Here is a 17,705-nt window from a genome sequence, read left to right as displayed (position 1 = left end):
GCATAGGTTGCAGTGGTTATCCCTTCACGGCTCCAATCGTGATGCCTTGCAAGAAATAACGTTGCAATGAGAAGAACAGAATGATCATCGGCAATGCACCAATTGTAGCTCCAGCCATCATGGCACCGAAGTCGGTGGATTCAGCAAAAACAAAGGATGCGAGTCCAACCTGTACCGTCCGCATTTCATTCGAATTGGTGATCAGGAAAGGCCAGAAAAATTCATTCCATGAGGCGACAAAAGTGAAAATCGCCAGCACCGCGATGCCTGGCTTTGCCATAGGCAGAATCACTTTCCAGAAGATGCCGAACTCACTGCACGCATCGATTCGAGCCGCGTGAATGAGTGACGTCGGCAAGGTGGACATAAATTGTTTCATCAGAAAGATATTGCCCACACTGACTGCTGCGGGAAGGATAATCGCTGTGTACGTGTCTCCCAGATCAAATACGTTGACCATCAAAATGTAGAGTGGAATCAGCGTCACCTGTGCAGGAATCATCATGGTTCCAAGCAGCACCCAGAACACGGCCTGGCTGCCCGGAAATTTTAATTTAGCAAATGCATATCCTGCCAGCGAAGCAAAGAACACATTGGTGACTGTCAATATAATGGAGATCAGCAGCGAGTTATAGAGCCAGCGCCATGCATCCGTTTTGGCAAAAAAACGTTCATACGGCGACATGGACAACTGCTCGGGTATCATCTGTGGCTTAAACGAAGCTGACATCGTTGTGTCTTGCACCGATCCGACGAGCATCCAGTACATCGGAATAATCGTAATCAGTGCCCAGCCAGCGAGCAAAACAGACGCTATAACAAGCAACATCTTTTTTCGTGTTGAATTCATACGTGTATTCACCCCCGGATGCCTAATGAAAGCCCTAATTAATACTCGATATCACTGGAGAAATATTTGAATTGAATCACGGAGATGACAATAATGATGACTGCCAGTACAAAGGATTGTGCCGAGGCTAATCCAAACTCGTAAAACTTAAAGGCCGTCTCATAGATTAAATAAGCAATCGTAGTGGTCGCAAAGTTAGGCCCGCCTTGGGTCATCAGGTATACGGAAATAAACACTTGAAAGGACGTAATGACGCCAGTCACAAGCAAGTAGAGCGTCGTTGGTTTCAAAAGGGGCCATGTGATCTTGCTGAATTGTGTCCATCCGCTCGCATGATCGATATCGGCAGCCTCGTACAGCGATTTAGGGATACCTCCCATAGCTGCAAGATACAGAATGATGCCTGCACCGTGGGAACCAAGCCAATTCATCAAGATTAGAGAAAAGAGGGCTGTCCCTGACTGGCCAAGCCAGATGACCGGGTCAAGGCCGAAAAAGCCCAGGAAGCGATTGAGTAGTCCCGAATCCGTCGGGTCAAAAATGGCGAGCCACACGATCGAGATCGTCACTCCCGATGCTACCGCAGGCAGATAAAGTGTGGCCTTGAAGAACGTCTGCCATTTGCTTTTCATCTGGAAGATAAAATACGAGAGCACAAATGTAATCAGGATGTTGACGGGTACTGTTCCAAGTGTAAAAATGACGGTATTTTTAATCGATTTCCAGAAGGTTTCGTCCTTCACCAGACGTTCGTAATTGTCCAATCCCACCCACGTGGAGTTCATGATGTTGTATTTCTGAAAGCTCATAACAAGAGCTGTTAATACGGGGTACATTGTAAAAACGAGAAACAGCAGGACAGGCGCCAAAATAAACAAATACGCCCACCCGTAATCTCGCCAGAACCGGACAACCCGGGAATGCCGGGGTGCAGGCTCCGGCGCAAGGGCGGTCTGCATGGCGAATCCTCCTCTCCGAATCAAAGTATCACTGCGAAGTTATTTATTGCCCGAACATCTGCTGACCTTTGCCTTTGAAGTCTTCCGCAATCTGCTCCGGGGTTTTCTCACCCGAGAACAGCGCCTGAATGTTTGGTTTCACAACCTGTTCCTTGAATTGCTTTTGCTGTGATGCTTTGTCAATGTCCAGCTTGAGCACGACCGGCATCGCGATGTGTTTGGCCATTTCTCTGGCTGCATCCAGATTTACCTGCTGTCCCAGCTCCTTGCCTTTGAATAAGTCAGCTTGCGATTGTCTAACAAAAGGAAGAGCCAGCTCATTAGCCGAGTTCCCTGCTTTAGCACCGCTAAGCGCCTCCATTACAAGAAAAGTATTTTTGGCATGCTGCTCGCCCTTGTCTTTCTTCTGTTTGAAGGCCACATAACCCTCGCCACCCATCGTTGTTGCCGCAGGCTGATTATCATTGTGCGGTACGGGCAGCAATACAAAATCAATCTTTTCACCCTGCACCTTGCCATCGTCAATATCTTTGTTGCGGTTCTGAATCATGACATCATAATAAGGAATCGCCTTCGAGATGATTGCCGTTTCACCGGCATAGAACATGTCCGTCCGCTTCGCCGGAGCAAGTGCTGCCGTTTCCTTCGGCATATAACCCTGATCCATCAAATTTTTGATAAAAGAGAGCGTGTCCAGAATCCGTCCATCATTCCACTGGAACTTTCCGGTTTCGTCCAGCACATCAATCATGCCGTTGTTACGGGACAGCATTTCGATAAAATCAAGCGAAGTACCATCTGTCACCAAGGCATATTGTTTACTTCCGTTATCCAGTGTTTTCGTCAACTTGGCCGCGGCTTCGTTAAACTCTGACCAGGTCCAGCCATTCTTCTGGATGCTCTTCCAATCAATGCCCGCTTCATCGAGAATACGTTTGTTACCGCCCCAGGCCCACTGGAACTGATAAAGAGGCAGACCGTATTGTTTCCCTTGAATCTGCCCCAGTTCCAAAGTGCCCGGCAGATAGTCATCTTTGATCTCAGGGGTCAGATAACTGTCCAGTTCCAGTGCCAGTCCGGTATTCACATATGTACCGTCCACACTATGGAAGTACAGATCAGGCGGATTTCCCGCGTTTAAAGCGACATCAAATTTCTTGGGCCCCTCAGCCCAGGAGAGCATTTCCGTTTTCACCGTAATATTCGGGTGTTCCTTATTAAAATCAGCAATTAAGTCCTTCAATTCATCCTCGTATGTGCCATGAACCGGGTATGTCCATACCGTCACCGTATCATTCGCACCTGGATCATTCGAATCTGCTCCACCTCTGTTGCCACAGGCTGTGATCCAGACCATCAATAACACCATTGCCAAAACAAGACCCTTCCTTTTCATACCCTTCATCTCCTTTTGTATGTCGTCTTCTCTTGTCCTACGCCCATTATGAATGTCTATTGCTGGTGCCCTTCTGTTACCTTTCCCTTTCGTAACCCTCTGTTCACAGCTTGGCACAGAGCCGAAATCTACACCTCCTTGGAGATCGACCTGTTCGGCAAGGTCTAGTTTTACTAATGAAACTTTAACGTTAATTAATGTAACATCAATCGTATCGATTCCTTCCAAAATTGTGGATTGAATTCATTATATGAGGTGTAAAATAAAAATTCAACAATAAATTTATTCATAAAATTTAATTTTACTTTTTCGTTTTAAGCCTCTATACTATGAAAAAAAGAAAATAAGCCCTAACGAGGTGAGCACGCTTGCGAGTATACGTAGGAATTGATGGAGGCGGTACCAAAACTGATGCAGCAGTCATTTCTGAATCTGGGGACATTCTGGCAACAGCGCGCGGCGGTGCAACGAATCCACATAGTGTGCCGCCTCACGAAGCTATAAAGGAGTTAATACATCTCTTAGATGTTCTATTTTCATCCGATGTAGATTTTTTGTCTAATTGTGAGAGTATATGTCTTGGTATGTCAGGTATAGCTGAAGATCAGGAGCGACAGTGGATCACCGCTCACGTTAATGACTATATGAAAAGCAAGAAAAACACGGCTGATTCCATTCATGTAAACTGTACGATCCATGTTGTCACGGAGGGAGAAATCGCGCTAATGGCCTCGCTTGGGCAACCGCACGGTTTGCTTGCCATTTCAGGAACCGGCTCAATCATCTATGGAATCACACCGGCACGTAAAGTGAACCGGGCAGGCGGGTGGGGACATCTACTCGGAGATGAGGGGAGCGGTTATCGAATTGGACAGCGCGCACTGCAAAGCGTTATGAAGAGTCATGATGGCGTTTTGCCTACAACCATTTTGACATCACTCGTATTGCAGGAGTTGCAAGTCAAGCATCCACCGGAATTAAAGTACGTGGTATACCAAGCGGACTGGAACAAATCAAGTATGGCTTCCATAGCTCGCCTGACAATAGAAGCCGCTGCTGGAGGGGATGAGGTAGCACGTTTCCTTCTCATGGATGAGGCACAGCAACTGGCCGATACCGCTAAAGCGCTCATACGCCAACATGTTTCTTTCGCCACGGCTCCTATGGCACTTTCCGGTTCCATATTTCGCTACTCTTCCCTGTTTCGAAATACATTCCTTCAACATCTTACCGAAGTGCACGATCAACAACAGGTTGTCTGCTCGGAAAATGCTCCTGTCCCGGCAGTCGGTGCGGCACAATTAGCAAGACTACAATGCCACATCGATAAATCATTCTAAACAAAAAGGAGGGCTTACGGATGAATCATACCCTTAACTCATTAGTAACGGAACAGCCTAACCCACAGACAGATGATATGGATCAACTGCCTTCAGGCGAAATTATGGAACTCATCAATCGGGAAGATCGCCGCATAGCTGAGCTTATTCAGCCACTAATTCCAGTCATTGCTCAAGCCGCAGACCACATCGTAACCAGCTTTCAATCGGGAGGAAGACTGTTTTATGTAGGTGCAGGTACAAGCGGCAGGCTGGGTATTCTCGATGCATCGGAATGTCCCCCTACGTATGGTACTCCACCTTCTATGGTGCAGGGCATTATTGCAGGCGGGTTTCGGGCAGTTAAAGATCCGGTAGAAGGCGCAGAAGATAGTGAGGAAGCCGGGGGAATGGATTTGAAGCAGCACGGACTACGCGCCAACGATGTTGTCGTTGGTATTGCAGCAAGTGGACGCACCCCTTATGTGCTTGGAGCCATGAATTATGCCAGGCAGCTTGGTGCTGTAGTCATCGGGTTGAGCAATAATGCAGGTACACCTATGAGAGCAATCTCGGATGTGAGTATTGAAGCGGTTATGGGACCAGAGGTTGTGATGGGGTCGACTCGCATGAAAGCCGGCACCGCCCAGAAAATGATTCTGAACATGCTGACGACAACAGCGATGATCCGTTTAGGTAAGGTATATCGAAATTTCATGGTGGATCTGAATCCGTCCAACGAAAAGCTTGTACACCGGGCAAAACGCATGATACAGCTTGCGACCGGAGCGCAGGAAACCGAAATTGAACAAGCCTTTACCGCAGCAAATGGACATGTCAAAACAGCTATTGTGATGTTGATGGCGGATGTCGATGCAGACGAAGCCGGGCGTCGGCTAGAGAATGCAGATGGTTTTGTACGTCATGCTATTGCCGGATCAGGCTGATCGGGACGGCACCTTGTTTGTATTAAAGAAGTTGTGATAAAGAAGCTCGGGCAGCAAGTCATTTGGTACGTAGAGGCGAGCTTTCCCGGTGCTGAGAGATGGTTATTTACACGAGAGAAGCCCTGCCTGCCCGGTTGGCTTCTCTATTTCTATTTTTCCTAGCGTACAATTGTATTTCCTCATCAAAAAAATCCCTGGTACATGTGACTGTACGGGATTCTCCACGTTTCTATGTTCTAACCACATCATAATCTCGTTGCTCATTTATGCTCCTGAATCGCTTGTCTGCTCTTCTCCAGGTACTGCACCGACTGATTATAATCCCGGCTGGCAATAGCCAAATAAAGAATATCAATGACGTTAAGCTGTGCAATGCGTGAAGAGGTAGCTCCACTGCGAATATCGCTCTCCATCGACGTAATCATAAGAGGAACATCCGCAAGACTGCTCAGCGTGTTACTGCCCCACTTGGTAATGCTGATTGTTCCTGCACCACCTTCACGGGCATGCTTCAAACAGGAAATCACATTGGAGGTCTCGCCTGAATAAGAGATACAGACCACAACATCGTCCTCACGCAACGTCGTCGCAGACGAAATCTGCATATGTGGATCGGCGAACGAAAAGCTGGTTCGGTTAATTCGCATAAACTTGTAATGTGCATCCAATGCGATCAAATTAGACGCCCCCACGCCGTAGAAAAAAATGCGATTGGCTCCATTCAACATGTTAACCGCTTGATCTACAAGCCTTGGTTCCAAAATATGAACCGTGTCCTTGATCGATTGAATATTGTTTGTAGACACATGTTGAATAATACTCTCGATGGAGTCTTTAGGACGAATCTCTGTATATTGAAATTGCTCATTGGTCTGTAAATCCCCCGCTATCTTGAGCTTCAGCTCCTGAAAACCGGTTACACCCAGGGATTTGCACAACCGGATAATAGCGGCCGGACTGCCTCCGCTTCGTTCAGACAGTTGCGCAACGGACGACTGCACTGTCTCTTGCGGGTGTTCCAGAATGTAAGCTCCGATCTTTCGTTCTGACGGAGTCAGATCATCCAGTAATGCGCGTAAACGTACAAGTCCACCTTTCATACCTTCCATCCGCTCCTCCTCTCCGTACTGTTATCTGTACAAGCATTTTATCTTATATTTATGGCCACGTCTAACGGGAGATACAGCTTACCTTGACAACTCAATGGCCACTACAGAGTCAGATGTCCCGAAATAACAGCGTGTGCCGCACCTGTTACACGAGGAAGTGTATTGGTTCTGCCCATCAAAGCCTCATGTCCAAGCAGCGCAAACCCCATCGCTTCCCTGGCATCATCCGGAACACCATAATCTGCTGTACGCTCCAGACGTATGGATTCTGGAAGTCTTAGCCGAATCATCTTCATTAATGTGTCATTGGACGTTCCCCCGCCGCAGGTAAGCATTGCCGAGATTGACGTCTTGGGCAGCACAAAATCCTCAACGGCCCGTACAATTGTTTCTGCTGTAAACCAAGTTGCGGAAGCTAACAGATCTTCCAGTGACAGATCATGCAATGCCGCAAATTCCATAAGTCGTTTGGCATAATCTGCACCATAAACTTCACGTCCGGTACTCTTGGGCGGTTGTCGACGAAAGTACTCATCATTCAAGCAGTATGCGGCCAGCTCGGGGTGCACGGTTCCCTTCGCTGCTATACTTCCATTAGGATCGTAATGCTGCTTCCCTTCGGTAGCATGACGAACCAGTGCATCTATCACCATATTCCCTGGTCCTGTGTCGAAAGCCGAAACCTCCGTCTCGGATGATCCTGACGGAAGCACAGTCACATTGCCGATCCCGCCAATGTTCTGCACCAGACGTCCTTCCGTAACACTACGGAACATTAATGCATCCGCATAGGGCGTGAGCGGAGCACCTTCCCCGCCTGCAGCCATATCACGTGCACGCAGATTACCAATAACGGGCAGCCCGGTGCGCTCTCTTACTACGGCACACTCGCCGATTTGCAGTGTAGAGCTTACTTTCATACTGCCGGTACCCAATGGGTTTGGAAACGCAGAAGGCACCGGTGCATGCCAGATTGTCTGCCCATGCATGCTGATTACATCGACTTGGCTGCTTGAGACACCAGCGGATTGCAGCAGCTCCTGTACACTCTGTGCGTACCATTCGGATACACCGAAATGGGCTGTTGTCAGCTCATCAACACGAGCTGTTTCGGGAGAACATAAGCGAATCAACTTCTCTCTGAGCTCATTCGTATATGGTGTACAGACAAAATCAATAAGATCAAGCCGTTGCATTGCTCCGCTCTCATCGGTTTGAATATGTACCAGTGCCGCATCCGTTCCATCCAGCGACGTTCCAGACATCAATCCAATCACCAGGTGCTCCCGTTTAGAACGGTACTTTGCCCACATCGGGTAACTGCTGATATCTCCTCGTGTGTCCATACGTATGCCAACCTCCCTAGACCGGATGCTCCACCTGCCCCGTCCTGTCCATATTTCAATCAGTATATGATACAAAATTTCACAAGTCAATTATAATGTGAAATTTAATTACACACCCATACACTTCTTTTATTTAGAAAATGAATAAGGAATATGACAAAAAAGGCACACGAGGTGCCTTTTTTATCTAATTAAGCTATTCTTCAAAAGATTAACTCATCCCCAGGAGATAACAGATCAATATCCGTACCAGAGCGAAATTGTCCAGCGAGCAATTCTTGTCTCAGCCGCTCTGTCTCTGCAAGGTCGGTATGAACCAGCACGTTGTGCCGGGCGGAGACCCGGTTCAACATCCGCTCCACATCATGCCATCCTTGATGAACCTTGTATCGGACCTTTTCCACCCTGCATGTGCCGTATTGCTCAGGACTTTCGAGCAATTGATGTGCGAATGTGCCGGCAGAAGTATGTCCCGTAAGCAAAATCAGATTTTGCACTTCAGGTGCCCACATCCCGTAATACCAGCGTGCGAGTGAAGACTGCATCATGCCATCCGGAATGAACCAGAGCGAAGCTTCATATTTTTCAAGCAACGTTGTCCGTTCTTCGGGTGTACTCACGCTTTCCCAGCCCTCTCCGCTCAGAAATGTTGCAATCCTATGAGCAGGCGCACTTTCGGTGACTTCACCTTCCAGCTCTCTAAGCCAAAAAGATGCACGATGCAACTGCTTCATGCCATCTACAAGCCTCTGCTCCACAATCAAAGGTACATCTGCAAAACGATGTTGTGCCCACAGAATCAGTTCCTGTCCTCGGCCAACCGCAGGCATAGGCAAGAGCACCTTTCCGCCTTGATGAAGAGCATTCTGAATAACACTTTCCAGCTGTTGCAACTTGTCTGCCTGTGTATCACGATCTGTTCCATAGGCCGCATCGATAATAGCCAAATCCAGCCTGATGATAGGTTCCATTTGTACTTCCAAAGGAGCATACTCCACGGCTTGCCTGCTACTCGTAACGGATGCGTTGCTGGACAAAGACAAATGTTGAGCTCCACCTGCCACAGAAGCAACGGGCATGACTTCTTTCAGTCTCTGCCTCTTCAGATCAGCCTGCCTGAATCCGTCAGCCACATCATCTGCCTGTAGTAGCATAGACTCCAACGTGTAATCACCAGAGTACAGTATTCGCTTGTCTTCCATTTCCAGCCCGAACCAGACTGATCCGGCCAAATGTCCAGTACGTCCCCACATGACCGATATACCAGGTAACAATTCAAACCAGTACTCACGCTCAGCCTCATCCTCTAAAAATCGATAGCGAATCCGTTTTTCATCTACTTCATCATAGGGCAAAGATTGACCTGCACGTTCCATATTGTTACGCCATGATCGAAAGTAAGTTGTTAACTGCTCTTTCGTCTCGCGTGTTGTCCACACTTCACCCGTATACCCCAGCTTGTTAAGTAGTGGGATGGCAACGGAGTGATCCTCATGGGCATGGGATAACAGCACCGCATCCAGTTGTGGCACAATCTCCGGGTCGATGAGCGGATATTCGCCGTTGCCTTCTTTTTTCACACCACAGTCCAGCAACAGCCGGTAACGGCTCCCGCTAAGCAGATAGGCGGAACGTCCGTGCTCGCCCGCACCGCCCCATACATTCAGTTTGATCATGAAGCATTCCACTTTCTCTTTGAATTCAGCATTTCAATTCCGAGTAACATTAGCACCGTCATTCCGACGGTTACCACAGCCATCGCCATACCAAGTGACACCTGACCCTGTTCAAACTGGGCAAAAATATACGTCGCCGACGTCTGCATCGACGGCGGAAGAATCAGAAGCGAGCCGACCAATTCTCGGGTCGCAATCGTAAAGGTCATCATCCAGCCCGCCAGCATACCGGGCAGGATCAGCGGAACAAGGATACGCCGCAGAATGTACAGCGGCTTACCGCCAAACACCTGACCCGCCTGAAACAACGTGCCATCGATCTGGGTAAAGCTTGATTTTACATATTGCACGGTATATGGCAGGAACAGCACAACATACGTAAGCACCACCATCCCATACGTGTTATACAGCGTAACGGGCATCCAAGGCGAGTTCCAGAACAGAATCAGACCAACTACCATAACAATACCCGGCACCGTGTTTGGCAGCAGACTGAACAAGTCGATGACCCGCTGCATGAACGAAGATGACTTGCCAATGGTCAGCGCAAACCCCGTACCAATGATTACTGCCACCGTAGAAGCTGCCAGAGATAATCCGAGACTGTTTCCGATCGCCTTCATGCTTACTGAACCCCAGGATAACAATTCCCGGTAGTGCTCCAATGTCAGATTGTCCAGCGCAAGTCCTACTCCCCGTAGCTTCATCGTAGATGCCGCTATGATCGAGAAATACGGGATGCCGATGGATAGAATGAGCAAGATGGCAAGATATGCACCACATAACCATCCTGCCCAACCCCGCAAAGAATAGCGCTTCGAGCGTTGTCCTTTACCGCCTACCAACCGATATGTGAACTTCCGGCTGATTGCTGACTGCATGTACCACATCACCAGACAGACGGACAGCAACACCGATGCCAGTGAAGTCGCCTTACCGAAGTCGATCGGCCAGCTGGAGATGTATTTGTGAATCTCTGAAGTCATCACATAGTAGCCGATTTTGCGCCCGAAGGTCGCGGGTGTACCAAACTCCGCAATCGTTTTGACAAAAACAAGCATAATTCCCATCCCGTAAGATGACAACAATAAGGGTAAAATAATCCGTCTGAATCGGTATCCGGCACGCCCACCGTGCACGGCTCCCGCTTCTTCCAAATTACCGCCGATGCGGATTAACGCATCACGTAGCAGCAAGTAGAGGAAGGGGAACAAGTGCAGACTCATGATCATCACCATGCCCCAGAAGCTGAAGAACAGCTCCGTCCAGTTCGCAGAGGAGGGTATCCATTGCTGGAGGTATCCCCCTTTTTGCATAAATAGAATCCATCCCATGGAGCCGATATACGGCGGGGTCATGAACGGAATCATCAGGATGACATCCACCCAGCGATGCTCTCCCATCCGGGTTTTGGACATCATCCAAGCGAGCGGTAAAGCCAATAGCGTTGTCATCGCCACCACGCAGATGCCCAGCCACACGGAATTCAGCAACACACCGGATAGATGATGCCCCGTAATCGTACGCAGAGGCGCCATCCAATCCCATTGCCCGTTCGGGTACACACTTTGCCAGAAGATGAGTAACAGCGGCACACCAATGCTAATTGTCAGCAGAAAGAGGGCCAACACCACGCCCACTCTCCGAAAAATACGGTTGTTATCCATTACAACAGGTTTCACTACGCTCACCTCACATGACTTTCCACGTCAAGACAGCAGAATCACCTGTTGCCTACCGTTTCTGTATTTGCGTTCACTTATTTAAAGGTTTCGGAGAAACGTGCTGCGGTTTCATCACCATGCTCGCTCATCCAGTTCCAATCCACTTTCAGTTGCGGAATATCCTTCACATTGGCACGGTTGGTTGCTTCGATATCTTCACGTCCTGGAATCAGGTATGCATCTGTAACCAGCTTCTGTGCTTCATCCGACAACAGATAGTCGATAAATGCTTTGGCATTCTCTACGTTAGGGCTGGATTTCAGAATGGCCGCCGGTCTTGGGCTGATCACTGTACCCTCTTCAGGGTATACGATATCCAGCGGTTCCCCTTTGGCTTTGGCGGAATAAGCCATATAGTCTACACCTGCTGCCACAATGCTTTTCGCACCCGTAATCACCGGGTCAAGGGCTTCCTGATTCGCTCCTGCCATCGCTACACCGTTCGCTTTGTAGGCGTTCAGCAGATCCCATCCTTTTTCACCGTTAGCACTCAGGTAACCTGTAATGAAATCAAGTGCGGAGCCAGATAGGGTCGGATCAGGAATATTCACTTTATCTTTCCATGCGGATGTTGCGAGTTCAGCCCAGCTTGTAGGCGGGGTTGTCACCAGTTTGCTGTTATACACAATACCCAGTGCAGATGCACTACTGCTAAAATAGTTTCCGTCTGCATCCGACCATTCCTTATTCAGCTTGTCCGCATTCGCGGCTTCCGGATATGGCAATGTGAGTCCATCCGCTTTCAGAGCTTGTGCCGAAGGCAAGGAAGCCAGAATAACGACATCTGCTACCGGATTGGCTTTTTCCGCCTCCATACGAGCCAAAATTTTACCCGTCGTTCCCTGGAACATCTCGACCTCAATGCCTGTCTTCGCTGTAAATCCATTCACGATATTGTCTGCCAGCTTCTGTGGACCTGCACTGTACAATACCAGTTTGCCGCCTGCTGCTTTATTCGGCGCTTCCGCTGCCGCTGCAGCATTTCCTTCCCCTGCGGGCTGTGCTGCGTTTCCAGTCGTTGTATTCCCCGTGCTACATCCGAATAGACTCAGACTCATCACTGCTGTTAATAAAAGTGTTGCACTCTTTTTACTTGATTTCATACCGAACATGTCCATTCCAGCTCCCTTAGTTTCGAATTAGAGTAAAACTGCAAGTGTTTGCTTCCATTTCTTCGATCATATCTTCTTTATTTTTTTCTGTTATTGTCTTCATTTCATTGTGCTTTACGTTTTGAAAAGCTTTGTCGCTGTAGTTCACTGTAAGTCGCTATCTATCGAGCTACGGCGATCACTTCTCGCTGTTTAACACTAGCATTCGGCTTCATATCATGTTTCATATCCAGCTTTGGACTGCCCTCCTGGCTCTGCGCATCATGCATTCGGCAGATTCGTTCCGGCGAGACATAGAGCTGAACTTTCTCTCCAACGCTTAATCTATGATTCGCATATGCTGTCCACACGCCCAGTCCTTCCATCTGCACACGTACCTCGTAGCGTTCTCCCACATAGCTGACGCTGAGAATAATTCCGGGGTAGCCCAGATCATCGTGGCTTGTTTTGTTCCAGGTGACATATTCCGGCCGAACCATGGATTCGTTTGGCGTAAGCCAATTGGACTTTCCGATAAACGATGCGACATAAGAGTCACTTGGCGCAGAGTAGATCGTTTCCGGGGTACCTTTTTGCAAAATCCGCCCCTTCTGCATCACCACGATCTCATCTGACATCGACATGGCCTCAATCTGATCATGTGTCACATACAGGGCAGTGAGCCCCATATCGCGTACCAGTGACATCATCTCAATCCGCATCTCTTCTCGCAGCACAGCATCCAGTGCACTCAGCGGCTCATCAAACAAGATAACACCCGGCTTCACCGCTACCGCCCTGGCAAAAGCAACCCGCTGCTGCTGTCCACCCGACAGCTGATGAGGATACCGTTCTTCCATGCCTTGCAGTCGAACCATGCCAAGTGCTTCATTAACCTTTTGCCGCAGATCAGCCTTCTGTTTGCCTGCTTTCAAGCCAAAAGCTACATTTTCATATACCGTCATATGCGGCCATAATGCAAAATCCTGAAACACCATGCCCAGATTACGCTTGTGTGTCGGTGTATCAATCCGCTTTACTGTAGAGTAGAAGTACTCCCCATCTGCACGAATCTCCCCCGCATCCGGCTGTTCCAGCCCGGCAATCATGCGGAGCAACGTCGTTTTGCCGCAACCCGAAGGGCCAAGCAAAGTGGTGAATTGTCCGTGTTCAAGCGTCAGATCCGTGGGCAATAGTGCAGGCGTTTGATGAAATGATTTTTGAATTCCTGTTAACTCCAGTTTCATAAGCACCCCTGCCTGTCCTCTTTACTAAACTTTTTTGCATATCCCTTGGACTACTCTCTTGTTTTACTCTGTTATTGTGTTTCTCTGTTATTTCGATTTCTTCTGTTGCTTTTGGCTTTAGCTTATCTCGTTTATATTGCTCTGCTTGAGCTTATCCCCTTTAAACTGCTCTTGTACTGTTTTCAGTCTAACGCTCGCTTTCGAGAGTTGTTTGTTATGTTTGTAAAATGGGAATTAACTTTTTAGATGAATTCTGATGATGTTCATAGATTAAATCTATAGATAGACACGGTATGATCTTTGATTGAATTTTCTATGGGCTTTCTATGGAGGAATCGGATTATTATACATACCGCGAAGTTGTAGAACAGAGGAGTGTGGGAGAAACATGAACCTGATCAAATTACAAATTGTTGAACTGATCGACAAATATCATCATATGACAAGTGTGGCCGAGATTCTGGGCATCAAGCAACCAACGGTTACGTTTCATATGAAGTCACTGGAGGAGGAGATGGGGGTTCGTTTATTCGAATCTCGCAGTGGAAAAACATTTCTGACCGAAGCTGGACAAGCCTTGCTTCATTATAGTGTCAAAATCAATGCCCTAACCCAGGAGGCCCGCCGCGTCGTCAAGGAATACGACAGCCTGTACCGGGGTACGCTCCATATTGGAGCAAGTTATGTTCCAGCTACCTATCTGCTACCCGCGATGCTTCATACGTTTTCTCAAGAGTTTCCGGGTATTCGGATGTTGTTGTCTGTCAAACCAGCCCCGGTTATCCGCGAGATGGTCATCCGGCATCAGCTTGATCTCGGCATTATCTCATCCGAGCCATTTGTTGGCCCGGTTTTACACGCCGAAACGCTGTGTGAGGACGATCTTGTGCTCATCTGCTCTCCCCATCATGTGCTGGTCCAGAAAGAATCCTTGCTACCTGAAGATATTGCCCAAGTGCCTTTTGCTCTACACGGTGATGAGTCCAGTACGCGAAGGCTGACCAACCACTGGCTTGTACAGCATGATATCCGGCTACGGAGCACCGTGGAGATGGATTCCCTGGAAGCGATCAAACAGCTTGTGTTACTTGGCGGTCACATCTCCTTCATGTCGCGGATGGCCGTGCAGTGGGAGGAACAGCAGGGTCTTATTCAGGTGCTTCCCATTCCGGGGGAGCAGGCACCACGCCATATTTATACCGTTCATAACAAGGATCGCCACCCTTCTGTTCAGGTCAATCGGTTCATCGAAGTTCTAAACGAAGTTATGAACACACAGCCTTTACTCCATCAGCCTATCGGTTGAACCTATATAAACTATCGCGGGTCATTCATGAAATCTATGCAAGGTTAACGTAATGTGCGCTTCCCGTTAATCGTATTCAGAAACTTGCACGGTAAAGTGGGGTCTGTACGTTAATCCAGATTAGGAGAGTGATTGGTTTTGAAAAAGTGGAAAAAAGTAACCGCCTCGTTGATGCTCAGCATCGTCACCCTGGGAAGTGGACTAACATTTCTGGACACGCCGCAGGCTTCAGCCGCTGCCAACGCCGTTCCCGCTTATGAAGTGAAGTTCCTCGCCAAGCCGGAGCTTGTGTTAAACGCCAATGGAACACCGCGCAGTGAGGTCATCCAGACCCTAGGGCTGAACGCTACACCACGAAATATCAATGTGGAGTACTTTGACACCAATGCTCTCGGATTGGATGCCCAAGGTTGGAATGTCCGTTTTCGCAAAAAGGATGATAAAAACAACTTCGAGTTAACCTACAAGAAGCGTTATCCTGTCATTAACGGGGATATCAATGCAGCACTGACACTTGCAAATCAGGAAGGCTTCGATTCATCAGATGATAACTACGAGGCTGAAATTGACTGGGGATATGGTAAACAAACACTTAGCTTCTCCAACACGAAAAAAGTAGACACCAAAACAACTGGCACACAGTTGCCTTCTGAAAAGGATGCCTTGAACCTGCTACTGGACAAGCTTCCCGGTAAATTAAAAAACTGGTCTGCCTCCAACTGGGGCAAACAACAACTTACACAGGCCCGTGCCTATGGCCCAATCACCTTCCAACGGTATGAAGGTACATGGAACGGTCAGGAGCTTACCCTGGAAGTATGGCCGATCCGCAACGCAGCAGGTACGGATATTGAAAATATCGTCGAGGTTTCATTCAAAACAGATGACGCAGCAACCGTATCTGGTCTACGTAACCAATTACTACAATTGCTTCAAAACAAAAACTGGTTGATCCCTGCCGATGGTCTGAAAACACAGACCATCCTGGAACGGTATTAATGTAAAGCGATATGCAGTAGAAACAAAAGCTCCTCCTGCTTCTTTAGATAGAAGCAGGAGGAGCTTTTAATTTTCATCATATTTATCCGATAATTTAAAAATTAGCTTTCACAAGACAAATGTTCTTTTTCCGGGGCATATATATAAACTATGTATATTCTACACCACTAAAACTAAGCGATCATGAATTACAATCGAATTACCCCATTACTTGAGTTATTAGTGAACAACTGTCTCTCGATCTCCCATAAAAATGTTTTAGCTACTGCAGACTTAAAAAAAGCTAATTTTATTTTTCGATGTCTGCCGTTCATATGATAACCAATAATCAGAAAACTTTGGAATTTCATTACTTCTCGTTGGTTAGGGTGATGTACGCCACTCACTTTACTTAGTGAAAGCTCGAATATTTGTTGATCTGCTTGTATGTATAAGTTTCCGTTACCTAGTAGTACATCCACTTTCTTACCCTCCGGCACCTGAGGTAGACCTGAATAATGAATTCCGACTGAATGTAATGCTGCACCATATTTTTTCTTTAATCTGTTCGATTTTCTCGTTTGGGTAATTCCATAAATAATTATGGCAATCATCACAAAGACAAGGAATATAATAGGACCCATTTAACAACCTCCTGTAACTTTTCTACTTTTGATTAAGAATAGATTACCACAAAACCCCATCATACGGTTCACTTGATCCGTATAAGCCAACTTATACACACTAAAAATAAAAAAAGAGTTCTTGCATTATGCAAGAACTCTTTGAATCGTAAGCGGGTGATGGGAATCGAACCCACGCTATTAGCTTGGAAGGCTAAAGTTCTACCATTGAACTACACCCGCATAAACGAAAAATCGGGATGACACGATTTGAACATGCGACCCCCTGGTCCCAAACCAGGTGCTCTACCAAGCTGAGCTACATCCCGATATAAAGGAAATAATGGCGCGCCCTGAGAGATTCGAACTCCCGGCCTTTTGATTCGTAGTCAAACGCTCTATCCAGCTGAGCTAAGGGCGCAAATATTGGAGCGGAAGACGGGAATCGAACCCGCGACCCTCGCCTTGGCAAGGCGATGCTCTACCGCTGAGCCACTTCCGCAAAATATATGGTGCGGTCGAGAGGACTCGAACCTCCACGGGGGGTTAGCCCACACGGACCTGAACCGTGCGCGTCTGCCAATTCCGCCACGACCGCATAATATGAAAGTGAGTCATGAAGGATTCGAACCTTCGACACCCTGATTAAAAGTCAGGTGCTCTACCAACTGAGCTAATGACTCATAGTAAATGGCTGGGGATATAGGATTTGAACCTATGCATGACGGAGTCAAAGTCCGTTGCCTTACCGCTTGGCTAATCCCCAATAAAGAAAACTATGGGGCGATCGAGGGGAATTGAACCCCCGAGTGCCGGATCCACAAACCGGTGCGTTAACCACTTCGCCACGATCGCCATAAAATCAAACATTAAAGCATGAGTTTTTAGTATTACCATCAGAGCTTATATTATACAACTTATAAACCTCTAATTGCAAAATACTAAAATGGTGCCGGCGAGAGGACTTGAACCCCCAACCTACTGATTACAAGTCAGTTGCTCTACCAGTTGAGCTACACCGGCGCGGTGTAAAGTATTAAAATGGCGGAACCGACGGGATTCGAACCCGCGATCTCCTGCGTGACAGGCAGGCATGTTAGGCCAACTACACCACGGTTCCAGATCACTTTCGGT

14 protein-coding genes and 10 tRNA genes are annotated in these 17,705 nt (G+C 47.7%); 4 read left to right on the top strand and 20 right to left on the bottom strand.

Annotated elements, in window-relative coordinates; translation table 11 throughout:
- Positions 1-16 precede the first annotated feature (16 nt).
- The 3 genes from J2T16_RS18350 to J2T16_RS18340 are packed head-to-tail and all read right to left on the bottom strand — an operon-like array spanning position 17 to position 3,205.
- Positions 17-850: a carbohydrate ABC transporter permease gene (locus tag J2T16_RS18350; RefSeq protein ID WP_154892058.1), complete on the bottom strand. Its 834-nt coding sequence runs from the start codon at positions 848-850 to the stop codon at positions 17-19.
- 38 nt (positions 851-888) lie between these two features.
- Positions 889-1,809, bottom strand: coding sequence for a carbohydrate ABC transporter permease (locus J2T16_RS18345; protein ID WP_154959941.1), 921 nt, complete (start codon positions 1,807-1,809; stop codon positions 889-891).
- 43 nt (positions 1,810-1,852) lie between these two features.
- Positions 1,853-3,205, bottom strand: coding sequence for an ABC transporter substrate-binding protein (locus tag J2T16_RS18340; RefSeq protein ID WP_090919052.1), 1,353 nt, complete (start codon positions 3,203-3,205; stop codon positions 1,853-1,855).
- 368 nt (positions 3,206-3,573) lie between these two features.
- Between J2T16_RS18340 and J2T16_RS18335 the strand changes: the two genes are divergently transcribed.
- Together J2T16_RS18335 and murQ are read left to right on the top strand one after the other, a co-directional pair.
- Entirely contained in the window at positions 3,574-4,545 is a 972-nt protein-coding gene (locus J2T16_RS18335) for an N-acetylglucosamine kinase (RefSeq protein WP_499018998.1), read from the top strand.
- A 20-nt stretch (positions 4,546-4,565) separates the two neighbouring features.
- A complete protein-coding gene (gene murQ, locus J2T16_RS18330) occupies positions 4,566-5,471 on the top strand; it encodes an N-acetylmuramic acid 6-phosphate etherase (RefSeq protein ID WP_499018996.1) in 906 nt (301 codons plus the stop codon).
- Positions 5,472-5,731: 260 nt separating this feature from the next.
- Here murQ and J2T16_RS18325 read toward each other — a convergent pair whose 3' ends face one another.
- The 6 genes from J2T16_RS18325 to J2T16_RS18300 form a co-directional block, all read right to left on the bottom strand.
- Positions 5,732-6,571 carry a MurR/RpiR family transcriptional regulator gene (locus tag J2T16_RS18325; RefSeq protein WP_154960041.1) on the bottom strand — a complete coding sequence of 280 codons (840 nt, stop codon included), beginning with the start codon at positions 6,569-6,571 and terminating at the stop codon, positions 5,732-5,734.
- A 110-nt stretch (positions 6,572-6,681) separates the two neighbouring features.
- On the bottom strand, positions 6,682-7,926 hold the full coding sequence (locus J2T16_RS18320; protein WP_499018995.1) for an anhydro-N-acetylmuramic acid kinase: 1,245 nt from the start codon (positions 7,924-7,926) through the stop codon (positions 6,682-6,684).
- A gap of 203 nt (positions 7,927-8,129) precedes the next feature.
- Positions 8,130-9,602, bottom strand: coding sequence for an MBL fold metallo-hydrolase (locus J2T16_RS18315; protein ID WP_499018993.1), 1,473 nt, complete (start codon positions 9,600-9,602; stop codon positions 8,130-8,132).
- A complete protein-coding gene (locus J2T16_RS18310; protein WP_499019078.1) occupies positions 9,599-11,269 on the bottom strand; it encodes an ABC transporter permease in 1,671 nt (556 codons plus the stop codon). Before J2T16_RS18310 ends, J2T16_RS18315 begins: the two co-directional genes overlap by 4 nt.
- Before the next feature lie 92 nt (positions 11,270-11,361).
- Complete coding sequence (locus tag J2T16_RS18305; RefSeq protein WP_341181932.1) at positions 11,362-12,438, bottom strand: ABC transporter substrate-binding protein; 1,077 nt, start codon at positions 12,436-12,438, stop codon at positions 11,362-11,364.
- A 161-nt stretch (positions 12,439-12,599) separates the two neighbouring features.
- On the bottom strand, positions 12,600-13,664 hold the full coding sequence (locus J2T16_RS18300; RefSeq protein ID WP_499018991.1) for an ABC transporter ATP-binding protein: 1,065 nt from the start codon (positions 13,662-13,664) through the stop codon (positions 12,600-12,602).
- Between the two features lie 388 nt (positions 13,665-14,052).
- On the opposite strand from J2T16_RS18300, the gene J2T16_RS18295 reads away from it, so the two are divergent.
- Both J2T16_RS18295 and J2T16_RS18290 read left to right on the top strand, forming a co-directional pair.
- Positions 14,053-14,970 carry a LysR substrate-binding domain-containing protein gene (locus tag J2T16_RS18295; protein WP_336121325.1) on the top strand — a complete coding sequence of 306 codons (918 nt, stop codon included), beginning with the start codon at positions 14,053-14,055 and terminating at the stop codon, positions 14,968-14,970.
- Between the two features lie 138 nt (positions 14,971-15,108).
- On the top strand, positions 15,109-15,969 hold the full coding sequence (locus J2T16_RS18290; RefSeq protein WP_154892067.1) for a hypothetical protein: 861 nt from the start codon (positions 15,109-15,111) through the stop codon (positions 15,967-15,969).
- A gap of 188 nt (positions 15,970-16,157) precedes the next feature.
- Here the strand turns inward: J2T16_RS18290 and J2T16_RS18285 are convergent, their stop codons facing one another.
- The 11 genes from J2T16_RS18285 to J2T16_RS18235 all read right to left on the bottom strand — a co-directional run bounded on the left by J2T16_RS18285 (position 16,158) and on the right by J2T16_RS18235 (position 17,691).
- The gene (locus tag J2T16_RS18285; protein WP_090919005.1) at positions 16,158-16,592 is read right to left on the bottom strand and encodes a hypothetical protein; all 435 of its coding nucleotides are present in this window, start codon (positions 16,590-16,592) and stop codon (positions 16,158-16,160) included.
- Between the two features lie 151 nt (positions 16,593-16,743).
- Positions 16,744-16,814 (bottom strand) — tRNA-Gly (locus J2T16_RS18280).
- A gap of 12 nt (positions 16,815-16,826) precedes the next feature.
- Positions 16,827-16,900 (bottom strand) — tRNA-Pro (locus J2T16_RS18275).
- A 15-nt stretch (positions 16,901-16,915) separates the two neighbouring features.
- Positions 16,916-16,992: transfer RNA gene (locus tag J2T16_RS18270), tRNA-Arg, on the bottom strand.
- A 6-nt stretch (positions 16,993-16,998) separates the two neighbouring features.
- Positions 16,999-17,073 (bottom strand) — tRNA-Gly (locus J2T16_RS18265).
- Positions 17,074-17,081: 8 nt separating this feature from the next.
- Positions 17,082-17,169, bottom strand: a tRNA-Leu gene (locus tag J2T16_RS18260).
- A gap of 12 nt (positions 17,170-17,181) precedes the next feature.
- A tRNA-Lys gene (locus tag J2T16_RS18255) sits at positions 17,182-17,254 on the bottom strand.
- Positions 17,255-17,262: 8 nt separating this feature from the next.
- A tRNA-Gln gene (locus J2T16_RS18250) sits at positions 17,263-17,337 on the bottom strand.
- A gap of 13 nt (positions 17,338-17,350) precedes the next feature.
- Positions 17,351-17,426: transfer RNA gene (locus tag J2T16_RS18245), tRNA-His, on the bottom strand.
- Positions 17,427-17,518: 92 nt separating this feature from the next.
- A tRNA-Thr gene (locus J2T16_RS18240) sits at positions 17,519-17,594 on the bottom strand.
- Between the two features lie 19 nt (positions 17,595-17,613).
- Positions 17,614-17,691 (bottom strand) — tRNA-Asp (locus J2T16_RS18235).
- Positions 17,692-17,705: the final 14 nt, after the last annotated feature.

Source organism: Paenibacillus intestini (assembly GCF_030803945.1).
Classification (GTDB): Bacteria; Bacillota; Bacilli; order Paenibacillales; family Paenibacillaceae; genus Paenibacillus; species Paenibacillus polysaccharolyticus.
The sequence above is the reverse complement of the archived record's forward strand: the minus strand, read 5'-3'. Positions and strand labels throughout refer to the sequence as shown.

Coding starts and splice junctions, on each gene's coding strand:
- J2T16_RS18350 (WP_154892058.1), bottom strand. CDS start 850: ATGAATTCAACACGAAAAAAGATGTTGCTTGTTATAGCGTCTGTTTTG.
- J2T16_RS18345 (WP_154959941.1), bottom strand. CDS start 1,809: ATGCAGACCGCCCTTGCGCCGGAGCCTGCACCCCGGCATTCCCGGGTT.
- J2T16_RS18340 (WP_090919052.1), bottom strand. CDS start 3,205: ATGAAAAGGAAGGGTCTTGTTTTGGCAATGGTGTTATTGATGGTCTGG.
- murQ (WP_499018996.1), top strand. CDS start 4,566: ATGAATCATACCCTTAACTCATTAGTAACGGAACAGCCTAACCCACAG.
- J2T16_RS18325 (WP_154960041.1), bottom strand. CDS start 6,571: ATGAAAGGTGGACTTGTACGTTTACGCGCATTACTGGATGATCTGACT.
- J2T16_RS18320 (WP_499018995.1), bottom strand. CDS start 7,926: ATGGACACACGAGGAGATATCAGCAGTTACCCGATGTGGGCAAAGTAC.
- J2T16_RS18315 (WP_499018993.1), bottom strand. CDS start 9,602: ATGATCAAACTGAATGTATGGGGCGGTGCGGGCGAGCACGGACGTTCC.
- J2T16_RS18310 (WP_499019078.1), bottom strand. CDS start 11,269: ATGGATAACAACCGTATTTTTCGGAGAGTGGGCGTGGTGTTGGCCCTC.
- J2T16_RS18305 (WP_341181932.1), bottom strand. CDS start 12,438: ATGTTCGGTATGAAATCAAGTAAAAAGAGTGCAACACTTTTATTAACA.
- J2T16_RS18300 (WP_499018991.1), bottom strand. CDS start 13,664: ATGAAACTGGAGTTAACAGGAATTCAAAAATCATTTCATCAAACGCCT.
- J2T16_RS18295 (WP_336121325.1), top strand. CDS start 14,053: ATGAACCTGATCAAATTACAAATTGTTGAACTGATCGACAAATATCAT.
- J2T16_RS18285 (WP_090919005.1), bottom strand. CDS start 16,592: ATGGGTCCTATTATATTCCTTGTCTTTGTGATGATTGCCATAATTATT.